At 62.7% G+C, this 22236-nt stretch carries 16 protein-coding genes and 3 pseudogenes; 12 read left to right on the top strand and 7 right to left on the bottom strand.

Translation table 11 applies throughout. The annotated features are described in order from the left end of the window. Nucleotides 1-237: 237 nt before the first annotated feature. The 7 genes and pseudogenes from AWC19_RS07255 (at nucleotide 238) to AWC19_RS07225 (ending at nucleotide 8455) form a co-directional block, all read left to right on the top strand. Nucleotides 238-1428, top strand: coding sequence for an enolase C-terminal domain-like protein (locus tag AWC19_RS07255; RefSeq protein WP_085077393.1), 1191 nt, complete (start codon nucleotides 238-240; stop codon nucleotides 1426-1428). A gap of 418 nt (nucleotides 1429-1846) precedes the next feature. After that, a complete protein-coding gene (locus tag AWC19_RS07250; protein ID WP_245848799.1) occupies nucleotides 1847-3559 on the top strand; it encodes an AMP-binding protein in 1713 nt (570 codons plus the stop codon). A gap of 208 nt (nucleotides 3560-3767) precedes the next feature. Further along, nucleotides 3768-3875: pseudogene (locus AWC19_RS07245) on the top strand (glyceraldehyde 3-phosphate dehydrogenase NAD-binding domain-containing protein); the annotation flags it as partial. Between the two features lie 490 nt (nucleotides 3876-4365). Beyond that, nucleotides 4366-5034: a hypothetical protein gene (locus AWC19_RS07240; RefSeq protein WP_085077391.1), complete on the top strand. Its 669-nt coding sequence runs from the start codon at nucleotides 4366-4368 to the stop codon at nucleotides 5032-5034. Between the two features lie 152 nt (nucleotides 5035-5186). After that, on the top strand, nucleotides 5187-5618 hold the full coding sequence (locus tag AWC19_RS07235; protein ID WP_085077390.1) for a CBS domain-containing protein: 432 nt from the start codon (nucleotides 5187-5189) through the stop codon (nucleotides 5616-5618). Nucleotides 5619-5707: 89 nt separating this feature from the next. After that, nucleotides 5708-6889, top strand: a complete 1182-nt coding sequence (locus AWC19_RS07230) for a site-2 protease family protein (RefSeq protein WP_085077396.1) — start codon at nucleotides 5708-5710, stop codon at nucleotides 6887-6889. A 144-nt stretch (nucleotides 6890-7033) separates the two neighbouring features. Then, on the top strand, nucleotides 7034-8455 hold the full coding sequence (locus tag AWC19_RS07225) for a bifunctional lysylphosphatidylglycerol flippase/synthetase MprF (RefSeq protein ID WP_085077389.1): 1422 nt from the start codon (nucleotides 7034-7036) through the stop codon (nucleotides 8453-8455). A gap of 85 nt (nucleotides 8456-8540) precedes the next feature. Here AWC19_RS07225 and AWC19_RS07220 read toward each other — a convergent pair. Further along, a pseudogene (locus tag AWC19_RS07220) lies at nucleotides 8541-8840 on the bottom strand (pyridoxamine 5'-phosphate oxidase family protein); the annotation flags it as partial. Nucleotides 8841-9630: 790 nt separating this feature from the next. On the opposite strand from AWC19_RS07220, the gene AWC19_RS07215 reads away from it, so the two are divergent. From AWC19_RS07215 to AWC19_RS29595, 5 genes are all read left to right on the top strand, one after another. Next, nucleotides 9631-9852, top strand: coding sequence for a hypothetical protein (locus tag AWC19_RS07215; RefSeq protein ID WP_372508687.1), 222 nt, complete (start codon nucleotides 9631-9633; stop codon nucleotides 9850-9852). Nucleotides 9853-10007: 155 nt separating this feature from the next. Continuing rightward, on the top strand, nucleotides 10008-10439 hold the full coding sequence (locus tag AWC19_RS07210) for an Hsp20/alpha crystallin family protein (protein ID WP_085077387.1): 432 nt from the start codon (nucleotides 10008-10010) through the stop codon (nucleotides 10437-10439). A gap of 15 nt (nucleotides 10440-10454) precedes the next feature. Further along, a complete protein-coding gene (locus AWC19_RS07205; RefSeq protein ID WP_085077386.1) occupies nucleotides 10455-12500 on the top strand; it encodes an erythromycin esterase family protein in 2046 nt (681 codons plus the stop codon). A 24-nt stretch (nucleotides 12501-12524) separates the two neighbouring features. Beyond that, nucleotides 12525-13502: a 1-phosphofructokinase family hexose kinase gene (locus tag AWC19_RS07200; protein WP_085077385.1), complete on the top strand. Its 978-nt coding sequence runs from the start codon at nucleotides 12525-12527 to the stop codon at nucleotides 13500-13502. Between the two features lie 565 nt (nucleotides 13503-14067). After that, complete coding sequence (locus tag AWC19_RS29595; protein ID WP_158090842.1) at nucleotides 14068-14205, top strand: hypothetical protein; 138 nt, start codon at nucleotides 14068-14070, stop codon at nucleotides 14203-14205. 676 nt (nucleotides 14206-14881) lie between these two features. Here the strand turns inward: AWC19_RS29595 and AWC19_RS07190 are convergent. From AWC19_RS07190 to AWC19_RS07165, 6 genes and pseudogenes are all read right to left on the bottom strand, one after another. Then, nucleotides 14882-16438, bottom strand: a pseudogene (locus AWC19_RS07190) (MCE family protein); the annotation flags it as partial. Then, complete coding sequence (locus AWC19_RS07185) at nucleotides 16438-17691, bottom strand: MCE family protein (protein WP_085077384.1); 1254 nt, start codon at nucleotides 17689-17691, stop codon at nucleotides 16438-16440. The gene AWC19_RS07185 and the pseudogene AWC19_RS07190, both read right to left, overlap by 1 nt. Next, complete coding sequence (locus tag AWC19_RS07180; protein WP_085077383.1) at nucleotides 17688-19148, bottom strand: MCE family protein; 1461 nt, start codon at nucleotides 19146-19148, stop codon at nucleotides 17688-17690. Before AWC19_RS07180 ends, AWC19_RS07185 begins: the two co-directional genes overlap by 4 nt. Then, entirely contained in the window at nucleotides 19145-20236 is a 1092-nt protein-coding gene (locus tag AWC19_RS07175; RefSeq protein ID WP_085077382.1) for an MCE family protein, read from the bottom strand. The genes AWC19_RS07180 and AWC19_RS07175 overlap by 4 nt, the downstream gene beginning before the upstream one ends. After that, nucleotides 20236-21261, bottom strand: coding sequence for an MCE family protein (locus AWC19_RS07170; RefSeq protein ID WP_085077381.1), 1026 nt, complete (start codon nucleotides 21259-21261; stop codon nucleotides 20236-20238). The genes AWC19_RS07175 and AWC19_RS07170 overlap by 1 nt, the downstream gene beginning before the upstream one ends. Beyond that, nucleotides 21258-22236, bottom strand: a 979-nt coding sequence (locus AWC19_RS07165) for an MCE family protein (protein ID WP_142281046.1), incomplete at its 5' end; no start/stop codon positions are given. The genes AWC19_RS07165 and AWC19_RS07170, both read right to left, overlap by 4 nt.

Here is a 22236-nt window from a genome sequence, read left to right as displayed (position 1 = left end):
GCGTTCGCTCTACAGTGGACCACGACCCACCAACCCCAAGTCGCATAGTGACTGGACCACCAAACGGGTCCCCATCAGCGGTGCCGGCATCGCAAGCCGTCGAACAGTCTGCATGACTCGACGACCAAGCTGGAATTCCTCGGAAGTGACCAGAAATTCGGACTTTCGGCCCTAACGCGCCTTGGCGGTCGCGATGATCGTTGGGGGCGACCGGCCATTAACGACGAAGGGACGGGGATGAAGATCACCAGCGTCGAGGTTGTCCCGTTCAAGGTTTCGGTGCCGCGGATTTCGTTTGGCGAGCCTCTGGCTGATTACGACATCGTCCAGACCGTCACCCGAATCAGCACCGATGAGGAGGTCGAGGGCTATTACTTCGGCGGTCACTTCCATGGTGATCAAGACGGCCTCGTGCCGGGCGACCGAGCTCTCATCGCCGAGTTGCTCGGACCGATCCTTGCCGGAAACGATCCATTCGACCGCGAAAGGATTTGGCAACAGCTGTGGGCGGCTAAGCTACCCGAGAACATCTGCAGCGTTATCGATCTCGCATTGTGGGATCTCGCCGGGCGGGTGTTGAAACTCCCGGTGCACAAGCTGCTCGGCGGTGCACGTGAGCGAGTCAAGGCCTACGCGAGCAGCTTCAACAACCTCGGCACGCCAGACGATTACGCCATCCACGCCGTCGCCTGTCAGCGTGCAGGATACCGCGCGTATAAGATCCATCCCTACTTCGCCTGGAACCCCGTGACGCGCCAGCCGACGTTGCCAAAGCCCGCGGCCGTCGACGCGGATCTCGACGTCTGCCGGGCCGTCCGCGACGCGGTCGGCGACGACATGGTCTTGATGTTCGACCCGTGGGGCGCCTACAACTACGCCGAGGCCCTGCGCGTCGGACGTGAGCTCGAACGCCTTGGCTTCTACTGGTACGAGCACCCCATGAACGAGTACCAGACGGAGCTGTACGTGCGTCTGGCGGCCGCACTTGACATCCCGATCTGTTTGCCCGAGATCGCCGAGGGCGGCATCTACACACGCGCGAACTGGATCGCGCGACATGCGTCGGACATCAGCCGGATCGACGTGCTGCGCGGCGGCATCACCGGCGCCATGAAGATGGCCGCCACATGCGAGGCGTTTGGGCTGCGCTGCGAGTTGCACATGAGCGGTTTCGGGAACCTCCAGGTTCTTGGTGCAACGAGCGAAGACGTGTGCGAGTACTACGAACGCGGTCTCGTCGGTCCTGGCATTGACTATGACTCGCCGCCGCCCTACCTGAAGGCAGCGTGTGACCCACTAGACGTCGATGGATACGTCGCCATCCCCTCTGCACCCGGCTTGGGCTACACGATTCATTGGGACTACATCGACGACCATCGGCTGCCCGAGACCGCTGTCGAAGCGGTCGCACCACTTCATCCACGATAGGCTTCCGCCGCAGGCCAATTCGACGGTTCGTGCAACCCTGGTGCTGGCGCCGGTGCGCTCAATTCGGCGCCTGGACGCCCGCCTCGGGCATGGCTGGAACAAGCTTATCGGGGAGGGTGATGGCCGGTAGGTGACGATCGCTTTGCACAAGCTGACCGCCAACGCCGCGTGCTGGGGGCGTCTGGCATCCTCAGGAGCTCGGATGTAGCCGCCAAGGCTTAGGCCGGGGGCGGTTCGAGCTCGTCGAGTTGAAGGACGCTCGCACCGACGGTGTCCACATCGACTGCGGCCTGGTGAATGGTCGCTTGGTGTCGATGCAGTCCGCCTCCATCCTGAGGCTCGCGCGTCAAAACGCCCGCCAGGCAGGCGGACATGGTGACCAAAGGCCTTTGGCGATGATGGCGTTACGCCCTTATCGGTGGCGGGGCACCGGCGCAGCATCGACGTGTCGGCATTACTGGCGACACCGAATCAGGGTGAGGGGAGAGCATTGCAGGCGATGGCGGCGAAAATGGTCAGGCGTCTCGGATTGGAAGCCTGGTCGCTGCTGCTGTTTGCGCGATCCGGGGGATTGCGCTTAGTTCCATCCGCTCAGCTCTTCGCGGTGCTGCGCGCGCTCGACCGCTACGGCCTCTTGGGAGCGGCGACGGCAATTACTGCTGCTCGAGACCACAACGGGTTGGCACTGATCGACGAGCGTGGTGCGCTGAGTTTTGGCGATCTGGACAACCGGACTAACGCGTTGGCTAACGAGTGGCGCCAGCGCGGGCTTGGCCCGGGTGCCAATGTGGCCATCCTGGTCGGTAACCATAGGGGCTTCCTGGAAGCTGTATACGCGGCCGGTAAGTGCGGCGCAGGTGTGGTCCTGCTCAATACCGGCTTCGGCAGCGTGCAACTCGCCGACATGGTGACCCGCGAACGCGCTGACCTCCTTGTCTATGACGAGGAGTACGGCGCCGCTGTCGTAGACGTTCACCCGAGGTTGGGTCGGATTCGGGCATGGACGCAAACGGCCGGGTCTGACACCCTGGATACGCTGATTGAGCATGGCGATACCAGCCCGCCGCCCAGATCCGGTGGTCGGCCCAAGATCGTCATTTTGACCAGCGGGACGACCGGAGTCCCGAAGGGAGCGGTGCGCTCGGAGCCTTACTCGCTAATACCGGTCGGCGGCTTACTCGGCAAGGTGCCGTTTCGCGGGCGAGAAGTCACGGAATGCTGTGTGCCACTGTTTCATTCGCTGGGCTTCAGCCACGCGATGATGGCGATGGTACTGGGTTCGACGCTGGTGCTACGCCGCGAGTTCGATCCCCAGCAGACCTTGGCTAGCCTGACCACTCATCGGGCTAGCGCCATGATCGTCGTGCCGATCATGCTGCGGCGCATGCTCGATTTGGGTTCCCACGCCCTCGCCGAGGCCGATTTGTCGGCATTGCGCATCGTGTTCGTTGGTGGATCCCAGCTGGGCGCCGCGCTGGCCACCCGCGCGCTCGAGGCGCTGGGGCCCGTTGTGTACAACATGTACGGGTCCACCGAGGTTGCCTACGCCACCATCGCCACGCCCGCCGATCTGGCCGCCGAGCCGGGATGCGTCGGAGGAGTCGTGCCTGGATCGGTCGTCAAGGTTTTCACTGACGACCGACACGAGGCTCCACCGGGGACTGTGGGGCGGATTTTCGTCGGCAACGTGCTGGCCTTCGAGGGATACAGCGGCGGCGGCACGAAGGAGTCGATCCAGGGCCTGATGTCCACCGGCGACGTCGGTCATTTCGATCGGGCCGGCAGGCTGTTCATCGACGGGCGTGACGACGAGATGATCGTCTCCGGCGGGGAGAACGTGTACCCGGGTGAGGTCGAAGAAGCGCTCGCCCATCATCCCGACATCCTCGACGTCGCGGTCGTCGGCGTAAGCGACGAGGAGTTCGGGCAGCGCCTGCGCAGCTACATCGTGGTTCGACCTGGCGCGGCATTGACCGAGCGTGACGTCAGAGAGTACGTGCGAAACCGATTGGCTCGCTTCAAGGTTCCTCGAGACGTGCTATTTGTTGATGCATTGCCCCGGAACGCCGGCGGAAAGGTGCTCAAACGCTTGCTGAATAACCAATCAATCGAAGACGAGGCAACTGTGTGACATGCCCGCCCATGGTTTATGTCCTGGTTCTGCTGGCCCACGCCCGATCGGCTGAAGCAATTTGCCAGCGATCTGCACCGCGCGCAGGTGTTGCCAGCGAGGCCCCAGCGGCCGACCGGGGCCGACCCCGCGTCGCGGCCAGACTCGGGGTGGCGGATAGCCGATCAAAGTGCCCGGACCACAGAACCGCGAGGAGATCGCTACGGCTATTAGGGTAGGCGTGAATGGCTTTGGGCGTGTGGGCCGCAATTTCTTCCGTGCGGTCGACGTACAGCGGCCGGCAGGCACCGCCGAGATCGAGATCGTCGCGGTGAATGCTCCCATCGCCTCGCCGACCTGACCGGCCTCGTAGCGTCTACTCTCTAAGTCACTTTCCCCACTTCCAGCTGGTGGCACACCAATCTGCTGCTGACGTGCGCCCAACCTGGCTCACGGGGTCCGGCTGCCGCCGGACCTAAGGATTCTTTAGCGAGCTTGCGGACTCCACCGTTTGGACGCGGCCCCGACTCGGACGCGTAATGAGGTCGAAAGGCCCTATTAACACGGTATCCATCGTCCCTAGCTTGGGATTGCGATATGGACCCGGCACGGCTGGCGACATATTGACCGGACAGGAAAGTGAGCTGTTGCGCTTGATTGTGGCGGGCAATTCGCCCAGCCAGATCACCGCGGGAATGCGACTGGACGAGAAGGCATTTCGCGCGTGTGTTGAGTGATGAGCACATGCGCTGATGCGCCGGACTGCGCCGGCCACCGAGGACGATTGACCCTGGCGGGCGGGCGCACCGCCTAGGCAGACTTGCTCCATGGCCAACGCGACAAAACGGATTACCGAGGCCGCTGCGCTGTTCGTGACGCTTTACGCTGCACGACGGTACTACCGAAATTGGGGTGCAACCAAGGCGGAGTGTCAGATGCGGTTGCCCGGTGACCGCTTGGTAGCTGATCCGGCTATTCAGACAACCGAGGCGGTCTACATCGACGCGTCGTCATCTACGGTGTGGTCCTGGCTGCTGCAGATGGCTCAGGAGCACGCTGGCTTCAATGGCGTCGAGGGACTGAACAATGAAGTGGGACTTGGTCACCCGGATGCCGGTCGAGTACACCCTAAACGGCACAGCGTATCGCTAGCGGATACCGTGCCACTGGCGCCCGGAGCGTGGATGCGGCTAGCCGCCGGGGCAACACTGAGCGTTGCCGAGATCGTGCCGGAAAAGTATCTGGTGCTGCATCTCGTGCGACCGGGTCTGCGCTGGAATGCCGTGTGGTCAGTTCATCTCCAGCCGCACTGGGAGGACCGTGTCCGACTCCTCACCCGCGTCAGAATTGCCTTGCGCTACCCGGGCGAAGTGTTTGCTCTGGAACTGGCGAGGCCGGTCATCGCTCTCACCACCAGGGGGTTGCTGCTTGCAATCAAGCACCGAGCCGAGCGGCATCCTACGCTGGCGCAGCCACGCACCTCCAAAAGTGCTTGATAATTTGCATTTTCGGGCTTCGCGCCCATCGACGCGATCTGCGGACGCAGGCCTATTGGCCGCCTGCCCAAGGCCCAACGACCCTAGTATCTGGTATGGCGCCACCCTACTTTCGGGACAGGCATAGTCGAGCCGGTCCCGAGGAGGATGCCATGACCACCGTACGCGAGATTATGAGCGCCGGGGTCACCTGTGTTGGTGAGCGCGAGACGCTAACAGCTGCCGCCCAACACATGCGCGAACACGACATCGGTGCGTTGCCGATCTGCGGGGACGATGATCGGTTGCATGGAATGCTCACCGACCGCGACATTGTGATCAAGGGCCTTGCGGCGGGGCTAGACCCAAATACCACGACCGCTGGGCAGCTCGCCCGAGACAGTATCTACTACGTTGACGTGAACGCGAGCGTTCCGGAGATGCTCAATGTCATGGAGGTGCATCAGGTCCGCCGCCTTCCGGTCATAGAAGAGCATCGCCTCGTCGGCATTGTCACCGAAGCCGATATCGCCCGGCACCTGCCCGAGCACACCGCTGTGCAGTTCGTCAAAGCGATCTGCGCGCCCGCGGCGATCGCCGGTTAGTAGCCCTCGGTAGGCCGGCACATTCAGTCTGCGGTTTGGACACCGATGGTTGAAGTCGCTGCCCACCAACCATTTTGGAGGTCTTTAAGATGCCTGATGCGATTCCGCTAGGGAGGATTGGCGGGTTCGAGGTGAAGGTCCACTGGAGCGTGGTCGTGATCCTGTGGTTGTTCACGTGGAGCCTGGCAACCGCGTTGCCTAGTGCGGTTGCGGGCTATTCCCGTCCGGTCTATTGGCTGGTCGGGGCGTGTGGTGCGGTGGTGCTGTTGGCGTCGCTGTTGGCACACGAGCTCGCACACGCGGTCGTCGCCCGACGTATGGGGGTAAGCGTGGGGGACGTGACGTTATGGCTGTTCGGCGGTGTCACGACCCTCCACGGAGAGGCGAAAACACCGAAGGCCGCCTTCAGGATCGCATTCGCGGGTCCGGCAACCAGTCTTGTCTTATCTGCTGCATTCGCCGGGCTGGCGTTAGCCCTCGTCCCTGCGCACGCCGCGACCATCGCCGTTAGCGTTGCTTGGTGGTTGGCCACCATCAACTTGCTCCTGGGCTTGTTCAACCTACTGCCGGGTGCGCCATTGGATGGTGGCCGGCTGGTGCGTGCCTATCTATGGCGTCGCCACGGTGACAGCGTGCGCGCCGCGGTCGGTGCGGCACATGCCGGGCGAGTGCTCGCAATTATCTTGATCACTTTGGGGCTGGCCGAGTTTCTGGCGGGCGGCCTAGTCGGGGGCGTCTGGTTGGCGTTCATCGGCTGGTTTATCTTCGCTGCCGCTCGCGAAGAGGAAATCCAGGCGACGACCCGGGAGGCCCTCGCCGCGCTGCGTGTTGCCGACGCCATGACGGCCAACCCGCATGCTGCTCCGGGCTGGCTTACCGTGGAGGAATTCATCGAGCGCTATCTGCTCGGCGACCGTCACTCCGCATACCCGGTTGCCGACCGCGACGGAAACATCATGGGACTGGTCACGCTAAGACAGGTGCGCGATGTCGCGTCTAGCCGACGCGCAACGACGAGCGTCGGCCAAATTGCTCTGCCGCTGCGCAGTGTGCCGACAGCGGCGCCCCTTGAGCCGCTGAGCGCGCTGATTGAGCGATTGGCAATCGCCGGCCATGGCAGCCGTGCCCTAGTCATCGATGGAGAAAAAGTGGTCGGCATCGTCACGCCAAGCGATCTGGCTCGGTTGATCGACGTCTACCGGCTCGCTCAGCCGGCACCGGGGGCGGCGGGGCATCCTCACGATGCGCATGACTATTCCAACGCTGGGTGATTGACACTCGGATCGGCACCGACCGCTAGTTCTGCGGAGTTTTGGGAAGGGTAGGGACGGGAGCGAGGACCGTGCAGTGGAGGCCGTGATCGTTTGCGGTGCAGACGAACTTCTCAGGTATGTGCTCAGGAAGCGAAGCTCGTCATGACAATTAGTCACCGAAGCGAAGGCACCGCTACGGTGCGGGGCCGCGAACGAGTCTTAGTCAGCGCCGATATCGCGGCAGCCCGCTTCGTCGGCGTACTGATGTTGCTGTGCGTCGTGATCTGGTTGGCGGTGTTGGCCCTGCGCGAACACCTTGACTACGAAAGGGTTTCACCAGGCCGGTTCGGCTGGTCAATCGCGCTGCTTGCCGCGGTGGTGCTGATTGTGCGTGGGATTCTTCTCGGCCGGCCGGTTACCACTGGGCATGCGATGGCCGCGGCTGCAGCGGCGGGGACGGGAATATACGCCCACTTTTTGTCGGTTGGAGTGCTTGGGAACATTCTGGTCGGCGGCAGTGGGCTCGTGCTGATGCTGCCCACCAAGGCGCGGCCGCAACCGGATACGCTGCAGCAAGTGTGGGCGCTGGTTAACGCGACGTTCGACGATCCGTTGGCGCCATTTGCCATGCATTCCACTAAGAGCTACCACTTCAATCCCGACAAGAGCGCCGCGATCGCATACCGCACCCGGCTGGGGTTTGCGGTGGTCAGCGGCGACCCGATTGGCGATATCAGCCAATTCGACAGTCTGGCAGCAGATTTCGTCCGGATGTGCCGTAGCTATGGCTGGCGGATCATCGTATTGGCGGGCGGCGAACGACATCTGGCGCTTTGGCGCGACAAGCGGATCGGACGGCAAATGCTGGCGGTGCCGATTGGACGCGACGTCGTCGTCGATGTCGACGACTTCACTCTGACTGGGCGCCGTTTTCGCAACTTGCGCCAGGCGGTGCAGCGCACTCACAACCGCGGCGTCACTACTGAAATCGTTGACGAGCGAGAACTCAGCGGCCCGCTGATCACCGAGCTCACCGAGGTGTTGTACGCCGCGCATCGTGCCGTGCGCACTGAACGTGGGTTTTGCATGTGTCTTGACAGGGTCCTGGAAGGCCGCATCCCCGGAATCAAGCTGGCTATCGCGCGTGACCGCCGCGGACTGGTGGTGGCCTTTCACCGATACGCAACCGCGGGAAAAGGTTCAGAGCTGAGCCTCGATGTGCCGTTCCGCCGTCCAGGAGCCCCCAACGGCGTCGATGAGCGCCTCACAGCCGACATGATTGCCTACGCGAAAAACCACAATGTGCAGCGGCTCTCGTTGGCATTCGCGGCGTTTCCGGAAATTTTCGATGCCCTCCATCCGGGTCCGCTTAAGCGTGTCGCATATCGGTTGACCCATTTGTTGAACCCGCTTATCCGGCTTGAATCCCTCTACCGCTACCTCGACAAGTTCCACTCGCTGGACCAACGACGTTACGTGGTGTTATGTGCCCGTCACATCCCGGCTGCCGTGGTGGTGTTGTTGTCACTGGAGTTCATGCCTCGGCCGCGCCACTTGCGGCTGACCGAGCGCAGCGCTACGTGACGCAGGCGTCCGCCACGAAAACCGCCGCCGGCGACATGGCCCGGTCATATATACGATTGGGCTTTTCCATCGGCTGCCAGCCGGATTAGATTCGGCGACCCGTGACCATCTCCGGAATCACCCGCGCATAGTGCGTCTTGTCAACCGTCGTCCACGACAAGACCTGGGCGCGCTCGGCATCCTCGATGTCTTCATCGGTACGAAGCGAGCGTGCAGTGCCCCTGACGATCACACCCCAGCCCCCGGCGACGTTATGGTCATCAACCTCGAACACGACGTGGTTGTTTATCGCGGCGCTGACCAATTTGGTGCCCTCCGCGGTGCGGAACAGGATCGTTCGACGCTGGACGACATCGTTCACCGGGAGGACCTCGGGCCGGCCGTCAACAGAGTGTCGCCGGGTGTGCTCGATCCCTGCGGGAGTGGCGTCGACTGGGCAACATCAGCGGATTGAGCAGACGCTTGTCGAACACTGGAACGTTATAAAGAACCGCCACTTTGCCCCCAAGGGCTCCCATTCAAAGATCGAGCGATTGTGCGCGAAACTGACTGCGGTGCAGCACACTCGCAGCGATCTACTGCGATCGCGGCCTGTCAATGCACGTTGCAATTCGATCAACTCGTCAGGCTCGCGGGTAGGGTACGACGTCCCCAAAAGTTCGCGCCGAAAAGGCCTGCGCCGCCCTTGCCCTCGAACCCACGAGATGCAATAAGGGTTCGGGGGGGATAATGACCCAAGGCCTCCGATCAGCCAGCGGCGTAATCCGTAGCGTTCCGCATGGCCTCGGAGAGCGCGGTCTTCTGGCGCGGCGTAATAGCGATTTCTCGCTGCTCGTTGTCGGTGTTGAACGGCCGAGCCGGGCCGCTGATACCTCGGTCTCTTAGTGTGTCGTCAGTCCATCGCTGGGCCCAATATAGCTGCGTTTGGCTGCACCGGAATGCGGTCGGTACCTGAGAAATCCGACACTGGCAGTTGAGCGTTGTTCGGCGAACTCGCTGTTCGGCAAACGTGGGATGACAAACTCAGTTCGGCGGCGGAGACGTCACCAGGTGACTTCTGGCCCTATGCGCCCGCTGCTGACCATCGAAGAATGGGACGAGCTGACGACTCTCTAGAGCTGCGTGCGCACACAAAGGAAAGTGAAATGGCTTCTCCGCCAGGCGGTCCGATGTTGCTGACCGACGCCGACGTTGACTCGATCGCTTGGCAATTCTTGCACTCGGCCTACGCCGAGGACACGTACGCTGATTGGCCCCTCGACCGACGCCTCGACGGCTTTCTCCATCGGCAGGGACTGGCCCGCATCGCGGAAGACGGAGATGCGTATGACCTCCTGCTCGGCCGTGTTATGGCCTACATCGGGCGCGGTGTTCCGCCCGCTTCGAAAGCCCGATAGGGCGTCCGTCGATGTCCGAACCACTCTAAGGACCGTGGATGACAGAGCTGACGAACGACCCAGAACCGTGGGACTTCAGTCCCTTTCGGCGGTTCCGGCTAATTGGTCGGATAGACATCGCCAGTAACGCAAATCTCGATATCTAGGAGATACCGATGAGTACTCTTGCCGTTCGGCGTCAGCCGAGGTCGCTCTTCCCGGAGCTTTCAGAGTTGTTCGCCGGCCTGCCCGCTTTCGTTGGGCTCCGCCCCGCTTTCGACGCGTGCGTGATGCGGCTCGAGGACGAGATGAAAGACGGCCGCTACGTCGTGCGCGCGGAAATACCGGGTGTTGACCCTGGCAAGGACATCGATATCACGGTGCGCGACGGACAACTCAGCATCAAGGCCGAGCGCAGCGAGAAGAAAGACTTCGACGGGCGCTCAGAATTCTCGTACGGCTCATTCCTGCGTACGGTGTCACTTCCCGCGGGCGCTGACGAAGACGACATCGAAGCCACCTACGATCAAGGCATCCTCACTGTGTCGGTGGCGATTTCGGGGCCGAAAGCGGCCGAGCGGCAGGTTCAGGTTCAGTCGGCCAACTGACAAAAACCGTGCACGATGACCAAAACAGCTGATATCACCCGGCGCTCGCCGCGGCGGGTATTCCGCGACCGCCGCGAGGCCGGCAGGGTGCTGGCAAACCTGCTCAGCGCCTACCGCGACCGACCGGATGTGGTCGTCCTGGGCTTGGCGAGGGGCGGCTTACCCGTTGCGTGGGAGGTGGCAGCCGCACTGCGCGCCCCACTGGATGCGTTCATCGTGCGCAAGCTGGGCGCGCCCGGCCATGAAGAGTTTGCACTCGGAGCATTGGCGAGCGGGGGCCGCGTCGTGGTCAACGACGATGTCGTGCGGGGCTTGCGGGTTACACCGCAGCAACTGCGCGCCATCGCCGAGCGCGAAGGCCGCGAATTGGTCCGGCGCGAGGCAGCGTATCGCGGTGGACATCCACCGCTCGACGTGACCGGCAAGACGGTCATTCTCGTCGACGACGGTTTGGCCACTGGTGCAAGCATGTTCGCGGCGGTGCAGGCTTTGCGCGAGGCCGAGCCTGCACACATCCTGATCGCCGTACCGGCGGCCCCCGAATCTACCTGCCGGGAATTCGACGGTCTTGTCGACGAGGTGGTATGCGCCACCATGCCGAGCCCGTTTTTCGCTGTCGGCGAGTCGTTCTGGGATTTCCGCCAAGTTTCCGACGACGAGGTTCGTACGCTGCTCGCCACGCCGACAACAGAACCCCCGACAACACAAAGAGGGGCGGAGCCGACATCGGCCGAAGTGATCAGCAGCGTCGCCATCGATGCACCGGGGGGCGTCTCGCCTCGCGAGACCTTAGAGCGGCTAATTGGTGACGCCCGGATCGTCCTGATCGGCGAATGCTCGCACGGCACGCACGAGTTTTACGAGGCCCGGGCCGCGATCACGAAATGGCTGATAGAGGAAAAGGGTTTCAGCGCTGTCGCCGCGGAGGCGGATTGGCCCGACGCCTACCGGGTGAATCGGTACGTGCGCGGCCTGGGCGACGACCGGAGCGCCGACGAGGCTTTGAGCGGATTTGAGCGCTTTCCGGCGTGGATGTGGCGCAACACCGTCGTACGTGACTTTGTCGATTGGCTGCGCACACGGAACCGACGGCACCAGTCGAACGGTCAGCGACAGGCTGGCTTCTACGGTCTGGATCTGTATAGCCTGCATCGGTCGATACACGAAGTGATCACCTATCTCGACAAGGTTGACCAAAGGGCAGCGGCACGGGCGCGGGAGCGTTATGCGTGCTTCGACCACACGTCGGCCGACGATGGTCAAGCGTACGGCTTTTCGGCGGCGTTCGGCGCCGGCCCATCGTGCGAAAGTCAAGCGATCGAGCAGCTGGTCGACATCCAGCGCAATGCGTTGGCTTATGCGCGCAGGGACGGACTGCTCGCCGAGGACGAACTGTTCTATGCCCAGCAAAATGCGCAGACGGTACGCAACGCAGAGGTCTACTACCGTGCGATGTTCAGCAGTCGTGTCACCTCATGGAATTTGCGCGACAAGCATATGGCGGAAACGCTTGACGCGCTACTGAAACATTTGGACCGCCATGGCGATATGCCATTGGCGCGAATAGTGGTGTGGGCCCACAACTCTCATGTCGGCGACGCGCGGGCCACCGAAGTGGCGGCCGACGGGCAGCTCACGCTCGGTCAACTCGTCCGCCAGCGATATGGGGATCAGTCTCGTCTCGTCGGGTTCACTACCTACAGCGGCACAGTGACCGCCGCCGGCGAATGGGGCGGAGTTGCCGAACGAAAGGCCGTTCGGCCGGCGCTTACCGGCAGTATCGAGGAACTCCTGCACGAGACCGGCAAGAACTCCTTTCTCGTGTCAGCGCTCATCAGCCCGGAAGCCGCGGATCCGCTCAGTGTCGTTCGATTGGGTCGCGCCATCGGCGTGATCTACCTGCCGGCGACCGAACGGCAAAGCCACTACTTCCATGTCCGGCCCGCTGACCAATTCGACGCGATGATTCACATCGATAGGACGCGGGCGCTCGAACCCCTCGAGCCGACGAGTCTATGGATCGCCGGCGAAACGCCGGAAACGTATCCGTCCGGACTATAACGACAGCGAGCGGAGTCAACGAATATGGAGATACCAGCCCGGCCGGCTCGTAGCCGAGCGCAGATCGTCACGTTGACCATGAATCCAGCGCTCGACATCACGACGAGTGTCGGCACCGTGCGGCCACCGAAATTGCGCTGTGAGACAACGCGTTACGATCCCGGCGGCGGTGGCATCAACGTCGCTCGGGTTGCGCACGTGCTGGGCGGGTCGGTTTCGGCCGTGTTTCCCGTCGGCGGGCCAACCGGCGATCTTGTTATGTCGTTGCTCAACGACGCAAGAGTGCCATTTCGGCACGTTGATATCACGGAAGCCACGCGAGAGAGTCTGACTGTCAACGAGAAGAGCACCGGCCAGCAGTACCGCTTCGTCCTTCCGGGGCCACGACTGACGTTCACAGAGCAAGCACGCTGCCTCGACCAACTGCGGATGACGGCAGAGTCGGCCGAATTCGTTGTAGCCAGCGGCAGCCTGCCGACGGGCGTACTCCCCGATTATTATCAGCGCGTTGCCGACATCTGCCTGCGTCTGGGCGCGCGCCTTATTCTGGACACGTCTGGCGGTGGCTTGCAGCACCCCTGTTCCGGGGTGTATCTGCTTAAAGCAAGCGTTCGGGAACTTCGGGAATGCGTCGGGCTTCCGCTGGCCACCGAGTCCGAACAATTCGCGGCTGCACATGAGCTAATTGAAAACGATTGTGCCCAAGTTGTTTTGGTGTCTTTGGGACGGGACGGTGCGCTGCTTGCGACACAGCGCGCGAGCCACCGATTTTCGGCGATTTCGATGCGCGGGGGCAGCGGCGTTGGAGCTGGCGACGCAATGGTTGCCGCTATCACGGTAGGCCTCAGTCGCGGATGGCCGCTCCTCAAATCGGTTCAGCTTGGCATCGCGGCCGGCACAGCCATGCTGATGACGCCTGGTACCGCGGTCTGCAATCGAGCGGATGTGGAGAAGTTGTTCGCACTATCTGCGGAGCCCTCCGACGTAACCCGCTGCGGCTGAGGCCGGTTGGCATCGAAACCGTCAGGGTCAGTTGTTTGGGACGAACGATCACCGATGTGAGGTCTAATTGCCCCCCGCGCAAGGCGCCAGCCTCAATAGTCTGGAATTGGGCCAACCAATCGTCGGACGTTAGCTAACCCAGGAGTCCGCATAAAACCAGCCGTACTCGAAGTCAGTCTCGCCGGCATCGACGGTTATGGAACAAGCTCGGCGCAGCAATCCTGCGGTGCGGCAGATCAATCGCCGACCGCACAGCTCGGTCGACGCTACCCAGGCGCTCCTGTCACCTGGCGCCGCTTCCGCACCTGCAACGGCCAACGTCCCAACGCTTGTCACGTTCCCGCGCGGAAGGCGGACACCGACCCGACTTACGAGATTCGTAGCACCGCATCGGTGATAATTGACCGGTGGTATGACGGCACCTTCGGCAAGGTCACCGTAACGGCACGCGGCTTGGACGGTGACAATTAAACGCCGCTGTTGACCGGCACGCTGCGCCTGGCAGACGGCAAGACAGTCGAGTGCAGGCGCGCCGATCAGCGTTTTGGAGCAAGACCGGTGAATCATGGACCTCGACCTGCTGCGGTGCGCCATCAGGCTGGATCTGTCCATCGTGCGAAGCGTTGACGTGATCAGTGCGCATGGCGCAGCCGAACAGTCCCTGCAACCGGGCGGCGAAAAGGATTTTCCGCGCGGCGGGTGAGAGGACCGGGGTGCCCACAGCCATGGTCGGGGCGTGGTTGTGCTGCCACTCCACGGCGCATGACATTCGTTTGTCGGGCCAGTCGGCAATACTGGCCGCGTGGCTGATGACCCTGTAAGCGTTCAAGTCCACCGCCTGGTTAGTGATGCACTGGAGTGGTTCGATTCTCCGGTAGTAACGACGTCCGCATTGGTGCGCAAGGCCCTCCGTATCGCAGCCTAAGCCGAGACTTTGCAGTACAACTCGGATTCATGGCAATGTCAACTTGAAGTGGCCCCAGTGTGACGGCTAGTTTTGGCCCCCCCTTCGCGGTGCGTTGGGATTTTCTGGCGTTGAGGTGGCTAGCCCCAGAAGATGCCTGAGGGGTTGTGATCGATTTCGGTGAGCACATCGTGGATGTGCGGTGTGGGGTCGATCGTGTCGTAGCGGTGAAATTTGAGGTGTCGGTCTCGCCAGTACAGGGTCCAGGTGTTGGTGGTGGCGGTGTAGCGCAGTCGTGCGATCGGGAAACTGGTCCAGTCTGGACCGTAGTCTTCGCGCCACGGCGCTCGTCGTTCGACGATGGTGAGGTGCCGGGCAGCGACGTCGCATTCGACGCGGACTTGGTGACGCGCGTGTTCGGGCACTCTGGCCGCGCACCACTGTTGCACGCGTGCGATATCGAGTTCGGGTAGGGACCGTTCGCGTCGAGGTATTTACCGCTGCCGGGGTCGTACTCGGCAACAGCGACCACGGGCTTGACCCCAGATGCGCTGTCCCGCGATGAACTCGGCGCCGCCGTCGGGCCTGTGCCCTCAGCAGCGGGCGGCGGTTCAGCTTGGGGAGGAGTTGATGGAAGATCCAGCGGCGCAATAGATGGGATGTCACCCGACTGTGGCGCCATCGGCGCCGCCGGTAGCGGTGCAGCTCCAGGTGATCCGGGCGGTGGTGGCGTTCCCTGGACCGGGCCGTATTCGTGGTCGCTGAAAGTGATCCGGTCGTCGGGCGGGATGCCCTGGGAGATCAGATTGGGGTCCAGTGGGTAGGGGCCGGCGAAGTGCTGGCGCATGGCTATCGGTTCGTAGGGTTTGTCGCTGTCGCATATCTGAACGGTTGGTGCGCGTTTTCCGGGATGCCCCATGCAGGGATAGTTGCGGGCACCGCGCACCGCGATCGGGGAATCCTGAGGGAGTTTGCAATAGAGGTTGTCAGGGGTGTCGATGGTTGTGGTGTCAGCCGGTGAACGCCACTGCGACGGCGGTAGGAAGCCGACCGTGCAGCCTAACGGGTCGCCGTTGATCGCCGAGAACTCGGCCACGGGGGAGCCGGTCGCGTTGTTGTGCGGCGAACCGTAGGACTGGAGGGCGGCAACGTAGGGCGGGAGCAACACCAGTACCTGCTGGAGTGAAGGGTTATACGTCACGCCGATCTGGCCGATGGTGGTGAGGTTGGCGAGCAGCACTGGCAGTGTGGGTTTGACCTGTTCCAGCAGGCGGGCAACCTCTTCCGCAAAGCCGGGGCCCGTTTTGAGCAACTTCCGTATCTGTGGGTCGTCCCTTGCCACCTGCCGCGAGACCCCAGCCAGACTGTGCGCCCAGATCCGGATCGCGTCGGTGGTTTGGGCCTGCGCGTCCAGCACTGGCCCGCTGTCGTCGATCAGGGTCCGTGCGCGATCGGCGACGCCGTTGAGGTCGCCGGCGATCGTGGCCGTCGAATCAATTAGCGAGCCAAAGTCGTAGCCGGCACCGTTGAGGCCCTTGAACGATTCGTCGAGCAAGGCACTCAGCTTGTCTTTGGGAATGCTCTCGACCAGAGCGCTGACCTGGTCCAGCATGGGCCCCACGGCCTGAGGGACGGTGGTGTCTTTCGCTGCGATGACCGACCCGTCGTGCAAATAGGGCGGCGAGGCGGCACGCGGGAGCAGGTCCACGTACTGTTCGCCTACCGCTGAGACGCTGCGCACCTCGGCTCGCAGGTTCGCCGGAATTCTCGGCGAGTTGTCAAGGGACAGGGTGGCTTCCGCGCCGGCACGCGTGAAGTCGACGCCGGTCACTTTGCCCACCTGCACGCCCCGAAGGGTCACGTTGGCAAACCGGTATAGCCCCCCGGAGTTGCGCAACTCCAGTTTCACGGTGATCCGGCCCAATCCGAGCAGTGTCGGTGCCTGCATGTAGGTGATGACCATCATGGTCATACCGATAATCGACGCAATCGTGAAGATAATCAGCTGGATTCGGACGAGACGTGTCAGCATCATCGGCTCGCGGGTGGTGGTGTGGCCTCGGCCGGCGGCGCACTGGTAGCCGGTGTGTCCGGCGCCTGGCTTGGCTTCCCGTCGGTAGCGGATGGCGGCTCTTCGGCCGGCGTCGGCACCACGCCCGGTGGCGGCGGTGGCGGCGCGACGCCGGCACCGAGGGGATCCAGCGTGTAGCGCTGATACCAGGGGTCGCCCGGCGCGGGCACCAGCTGCGCGCCCTCCTCCCCCCAACGGGTGCCGAGCAGCAACGTTCGCTTGAGCCGGGGAATGGTCAAGTCAACGACCGCGAATACGTTCACGTAATCGCCTCTAACGCCGCGGTCGATAAAGTTCTGACTGAACGGAAACGTCGTCGCGTACGCCAGGACGGTGTCGAGGTCGGGGCCAAGGTCGGCGAGCGCGCGAATCGTCGGGGCGAGGTTACGCAGGTTCTTCACCAGGTCGCCCTGCGAATCGTTGACGAACCTGGTGGCGATGTCGCTGAAGGCCCCGAGCTTGGTCAGCGCGGTGGTGATGCGAGGGCGTTCGCGGGCAAGCACATCCAGGGCGGGCGGGATATTGTGCAGCGCTGAGGTGATGACGTTGCTTTGCGCGGCGAGCGGGCTGGCGAACCTATCCAACGCCTCAATAGTGGCGATGATGTCGTCGCGCTGGTTATCGAATGTGCCCGCGAACGTGTCCAGGCGGGTGAGCAGATCGCGCAACTGGCGTTCGTGCCCGGACAAGGCGGCGTTGAAATTGTGAATGATGTCCCCGATTTGTCCCAGCCCCCCCGCGTTGAGGACGACCGACAGGGAGGACAGGGTCTGCTCGGTCGACGGGTAGGGCGACGACTTGCTCAGCGGGATGGTGGCACCTGGGGTGAGCCGTCCATTCGCCCGCTGGCCCAGCGGTGGATTGAGTTCCACATGCATGGATCCCAGCAGGCTTGTTTGCCCGATACTGGCTACCGCGTTGGCGGGTACCACCGTGCCTGGCCGCACGGAAAGTTCGACGTCGGCATGCCAGTCTTTGACGGTCATCCTGCCGACGCTGCCAACCACCACGTCGCCGATCATCACTGGTGAATTCGGTTCCAGCGTAGCGACATTGGCGATTTGGAGATGGTAGATTGCCGCGCCCGGGCCGCGGCCCACGGCGCCGGGCAGTGGCAGCGAATTCAGACCGTGGAACGCACACCCCGTCACGGTCACCGTGACACAGGTGCCTACGGCGAGGAGACGGCGCAGGGCACTGACTCGCCCGCTCATGATCCGGGTGTCCCTGCGCCAGGCAACGGTGGTGTGGCCTGCGGGCCGGGAGGCGCCGGTGGTGGCCCGGCGGGCAGCACCATGTTCTGCCAGCTCTGCGGTGCCGGCGGTATCGGTGCTCCCGGATACAGCGCGGGTGAGGGAGCCGCTGGGAGATGATCAGGAGCGGACGGACCGGGCCCGACTGCGGGGGGCTGGCCGTAGCCGGCCGGCGGAGGCACATCGCCGTTTTCACCGGTGTACGCCGAAATAGCGGGCGGCATCTCCGGTGGTCCGGGCTTTGGTCCCGCGCCACCGGGTGCCAGTCTCGGCTCGGAGTAGCGGATGTTTTCGGGGCTGGCCGATTTCGCCAGATAAGGGTTGAGCGGAACCGGCAGGTATCCGAAGTTGAACAGCCGCAACGCCGGACCGAGATACTCCGCGCACAGTTTCCCCGTTTCGGTTGCGGTGACGTTTTCCAGGGCACCGATCGCATCGCAGAACAAGTGCACGGGATTCGAGAAGTTGTTGAACACGAATGACCCGATGGCGCTGCCGGTGTCGGGGTTGTAGATGTTGTAGCCGTTAGCGAACGCGTTCGGCGCGACATGCAGGATGTTTTCGATATCGAGCTTGTGATCGACCAGGTTCTGGGTGACATCGGCCAGCCGTGCTATCTGCTCGGCGGCTGGGTCACGCACTCCCTTAATGAACCGCTGCACCTCGCCGACTGCGGTCGACAAGTTGGCTAGCGCCGCGTCCAAATCGGACCTGCTGCCATTGAGCACGTCGGTGAGGGCGGCGAGCCGGTTTTGCAATGACGTGATCTGTGGTGCGGTGTCCCGCAGGGCCGACACGAAGGTTTGCAGATTTTTGATGATGTCCACGATGTTGCCGCCACCATCGGCGATGATTCGTCCCAGCTGGGACAGCTGCGCAATCGTTTGGCGCAACTTGTCGCCGTTGCCGCCCAGTGCGTTTGCGGTGGTATCGATGAATCGGGCCACCGAGGTGGTGGATGTGGTGCTGCTTGGCCCGAGGTCTGTTGCCAGCCGCATCAATTGGGTTTTGACCTCATCCCACTCGACGGGGACTTTTGTCCGTTCCACCGGGATCACTGCGGCATCAGCCATTGCCGGGCCCCCCGCGTATGCCGGGGTGAGTTGCACGTAGCGGGCCGCGACCAAATTCTGGGCGACGATTATCGCCTTCGCGTCGGCAGGGATAAGCACATCGCGGTCGATGCTGAGCGTCAGTTTGGCCTGGGTTGGCTCCGCCTGGATCGCCTTGATGGTGCCGACTTTGACGCCGAGGACCCGGACGTCGTCGCCGGGGTAGATCCCCCTGGCGGCCACGAAAGTCGCAATGATCGTTTTGGAGCCGAAAAACGTCCGTCCGACGATCACCGCCGCGCCGGCAACGATCAGACTTACCAGCAGGACTGCTGTGGCCGCGGTGAGCCGGTTGCGGGCCGTCATCGCGAACCTCCTGGGATGCCGTTGTATGGCCAGGGGAACAGCGCCCGTGGCATGGGCGACGGGAAGCCAGGACCGCGACCGGGTGCGGTGTCAAAGGTGCGGAAACCGAAGGCGTAGTCCATAAACGGCTCCAGGAATTGCGGGGACAGCAGGTTGGGTACGAAGGCGGAGTAGTAGAAGCCGTTGGACACCGTCTCTGCTTGGGTGAGTTGGAATTTCGCCAGACCGGGCAACGCTTTGGCGATGTTGTCGCGGTTTTTCTCCAGGATCGCCGTCACCGAATTTAGCTTCTCTAGTGTGGGTGCGAGCTGTCGCTCGTTATCGGCGACCAGCCCGGACAGTTGCTTGGCCACCACCGACGTGTTGGCCAACAAGTCGACGATTGCTCGCCGCCGCTCCACCAGTACGCCCAGCAGCTCATCGGCATTGAGGATGAGGGTGTTGACCCTTTGGCTGCGGGTGGACAAGATCTCGGTGACATCGCTTGCGTGCCTGAACAGATCGCGCAAGGTCTCGTTGCGGCTGTTGATGGATCGTGACAGCCGGGTTAGGCCCTCAAATGTGGGACCCAGCTGCGGTGCGATCTGATCGATCGTCGCCGACAGCGTGTCCAACGACTGGTTGAGCGTGTCGGTGTCGGTCCCGGCGGCGTTGGTAGTGAGATCACTGATCGACTCGGTCAGCGAGTAAGGCGAGGACGTTCGCGAGATCGGGATGATATCGAGCGGATGCAGGACGCCGCTGCCCGCGGATTCCAAGGTCATCACGCGCTGGCCAAGTAGAGATCCTGTTCGGATATGGGCGCTGCTCTGCGATCCCAGTCTGACCTTCGAATCGACGGTGAAGGTGACCAAAACGGCGTTGCCGCGCAGGGAGACATTTGCCACCGTTCCGACCTTGACGCCGGACCGCGTCACGTCGTTGCCCGCAGCGAGGCCTCCTGCTTCGGCGAACAGTGCCTGGTACCGGAGCTCGGTCGCCCACGTTAACAGCCTTTGGGGCTGCAGTCCGACGGCGATGACGAGCACGATCAGGATGACTCCGATGAGTCCTGTTCGGATGAGATGAGACCCGCGATATTTGAGCATCAGGGTTCAGCGCACCTCCCATTCGTTTGCTTGAACACGGGGGCTACGACAGTGCGGCCCTGCAGGTCGGTCGCCCGGACGGTGAGCGCGCAGATGTAATAGTTGACGAAACTGCCATAAGCCCCAAGCCGTACGAGTTTGCGGTAATTCTCCGGCGCCCTGCCCAACGCGGCGTCGATACGTGTCTTGTCGTCGTCGAGCAACGGTGCCAGCCGGGTCAGTTGGTTCACCGCCTGGGCCAGCGGCGCTCGCGCATTGGTCAGCAGGTCGGCGATCGACGCGGTTCCGTTGTCCAACGACTTTATGGCCGTGCCGATGGGATCGCGGTCGGCGGCCAGTCCGCTGACGAGGTTCTCGAGACTGTCGATGGCACCCGAGAACTGATCACCGTGCTGGCCAAGCGTTTTCAGGACCGTGTTCAGGTGATCGATCAACTGCTCGACCGCCTCGTGGTTATCAGCTAATGCGTTGCTGAACGACGAGGTTTTCGACAGCAGCGACTCCAGAGTGCCGCCTTGGCCCTGCAAAACCGCCAGCAGCGATGACGTGAGCGCATTGACGTCTTGCGGGTTGAGACCCTGGATGACGGGTTTCAGGCCTCCGAGTAGCAAGTCCAGGTCGAGGGCTGGCGCGGTGCGCTGCAGCGGGATCTGCGATCCGGGTGGCATCAACTGGGTTGATCCTGGCGAGTTCAGGATTTCCAGATAGCGATCGCCCACCAGATTGAGATAGCGAATCGCGGCGCGAACGCCGGTGGTAAAAGCGACGCCACGGTCGGCGTTGAACGTCACTACGACGTGGCCGTCCGATTGCAGCGAAACGTCCTCAACGGTGCCCACCCGGATACCGGCGATCCGCACCGAGTCTCCAGACCTCAACCGCGATGCGTCGGCAAAGACCGCCGAATAGCTTGCTGTGGAGCCGGTTTGGTACTGCCCGAAGATCATGAACAAGAAAGCCGACAGCAGCACCATTACCAATGCAAATGCCGCGAATCTGACGGTCGCCGTGGTTGAGCCCCTCATCCGGGTTGTCCGATCTGGGCGGTGTTGCGGGGCGGCCCGTCAAGCGGCCCGTACAGCAGCTGCTTGAGGGCATCTGAATTGAGCAAGATTCCCTGGTTGCCGTACTGCCAAGGGTTGGCACCGACATCGGTGACCAGAAACGGTGGGCGCTTGGCGTAAGGCACCACCGGAAGGCTCATGTCCTTGCAGTGTGGGCCTCCTGACGCCGCGACCTTGGGTAGGTTTTTCGGGTATCGGTAGCGTTCGACCCCCAGGATGAAGCTCGCGGATATGTCGATGCCCGGATTAGCCGCCGGGGGAATCTTTGCCAGCACATCGATTCCGGCGAGACCGCAATTGATTGCCTCGTTGTACTGGTTGGTCAGGTCGGTGGTCGGTGCGAGCAGGCGAAGCACATCGGTTAGTGGCTGCCGGTTGGTTCCGACGACGTGGTTGGCGATGTCGGCCAGACCAATTGTGCTGATCAGGAGAGCGTCGAGGTTGTGCTGCTCCTCGACGACTGTCTGGCTGACCCGGGTCGTGTTGGCGGCGATGTTGAGTAGGTCTGGAGCCGCATCGGCGTAGGCGTTGAGCACCCCAGGCGCGATTGCGACGTCGTGACTCAAGGCGGGAAGGCTGGGCTGAACTTTCGCCAGAGCCGTATCCAAGTCAGCCAAAGCCTGGCCGAATTCTTTACCACGGCCGTTGAACGCTGACGCGATCGCACCCAACGTTTCGTTGAGCTTCGCTGGATCGATCTTGGCCAACGTTTCCGTGAGCTGGCGGAAGAGCGTATTGATCTCGACGGTCACGTGTGTGGCATCGAGGATCTGTCCTGCATGCATGGATTCGGAGGACGGCTGGGCCGGGTCTAGCAACTGCACAAATTTGGCGCCAAACACGGTCGTCGAGGCGATATCTGGCTGTGACAGCCTGATTTGGCCCCGGGTGGGCGGTCGAAAGTGGCCCCACCTGTGTGGTCGCGGGTGTGCTGTT

The organism is Mycobacterium palustre, from assembly GCF_002101785.1.
Taxonomy (GTDB): Bacteria; Actinomycetota; Actinomycetes; order Mycobacteriales; family Mycobacteriaceae; genus Mycobacterium; species Mycobacterium palustre.
This window is presented reverse-complemented; position numbering and strand designations above follow the sequence as displayed.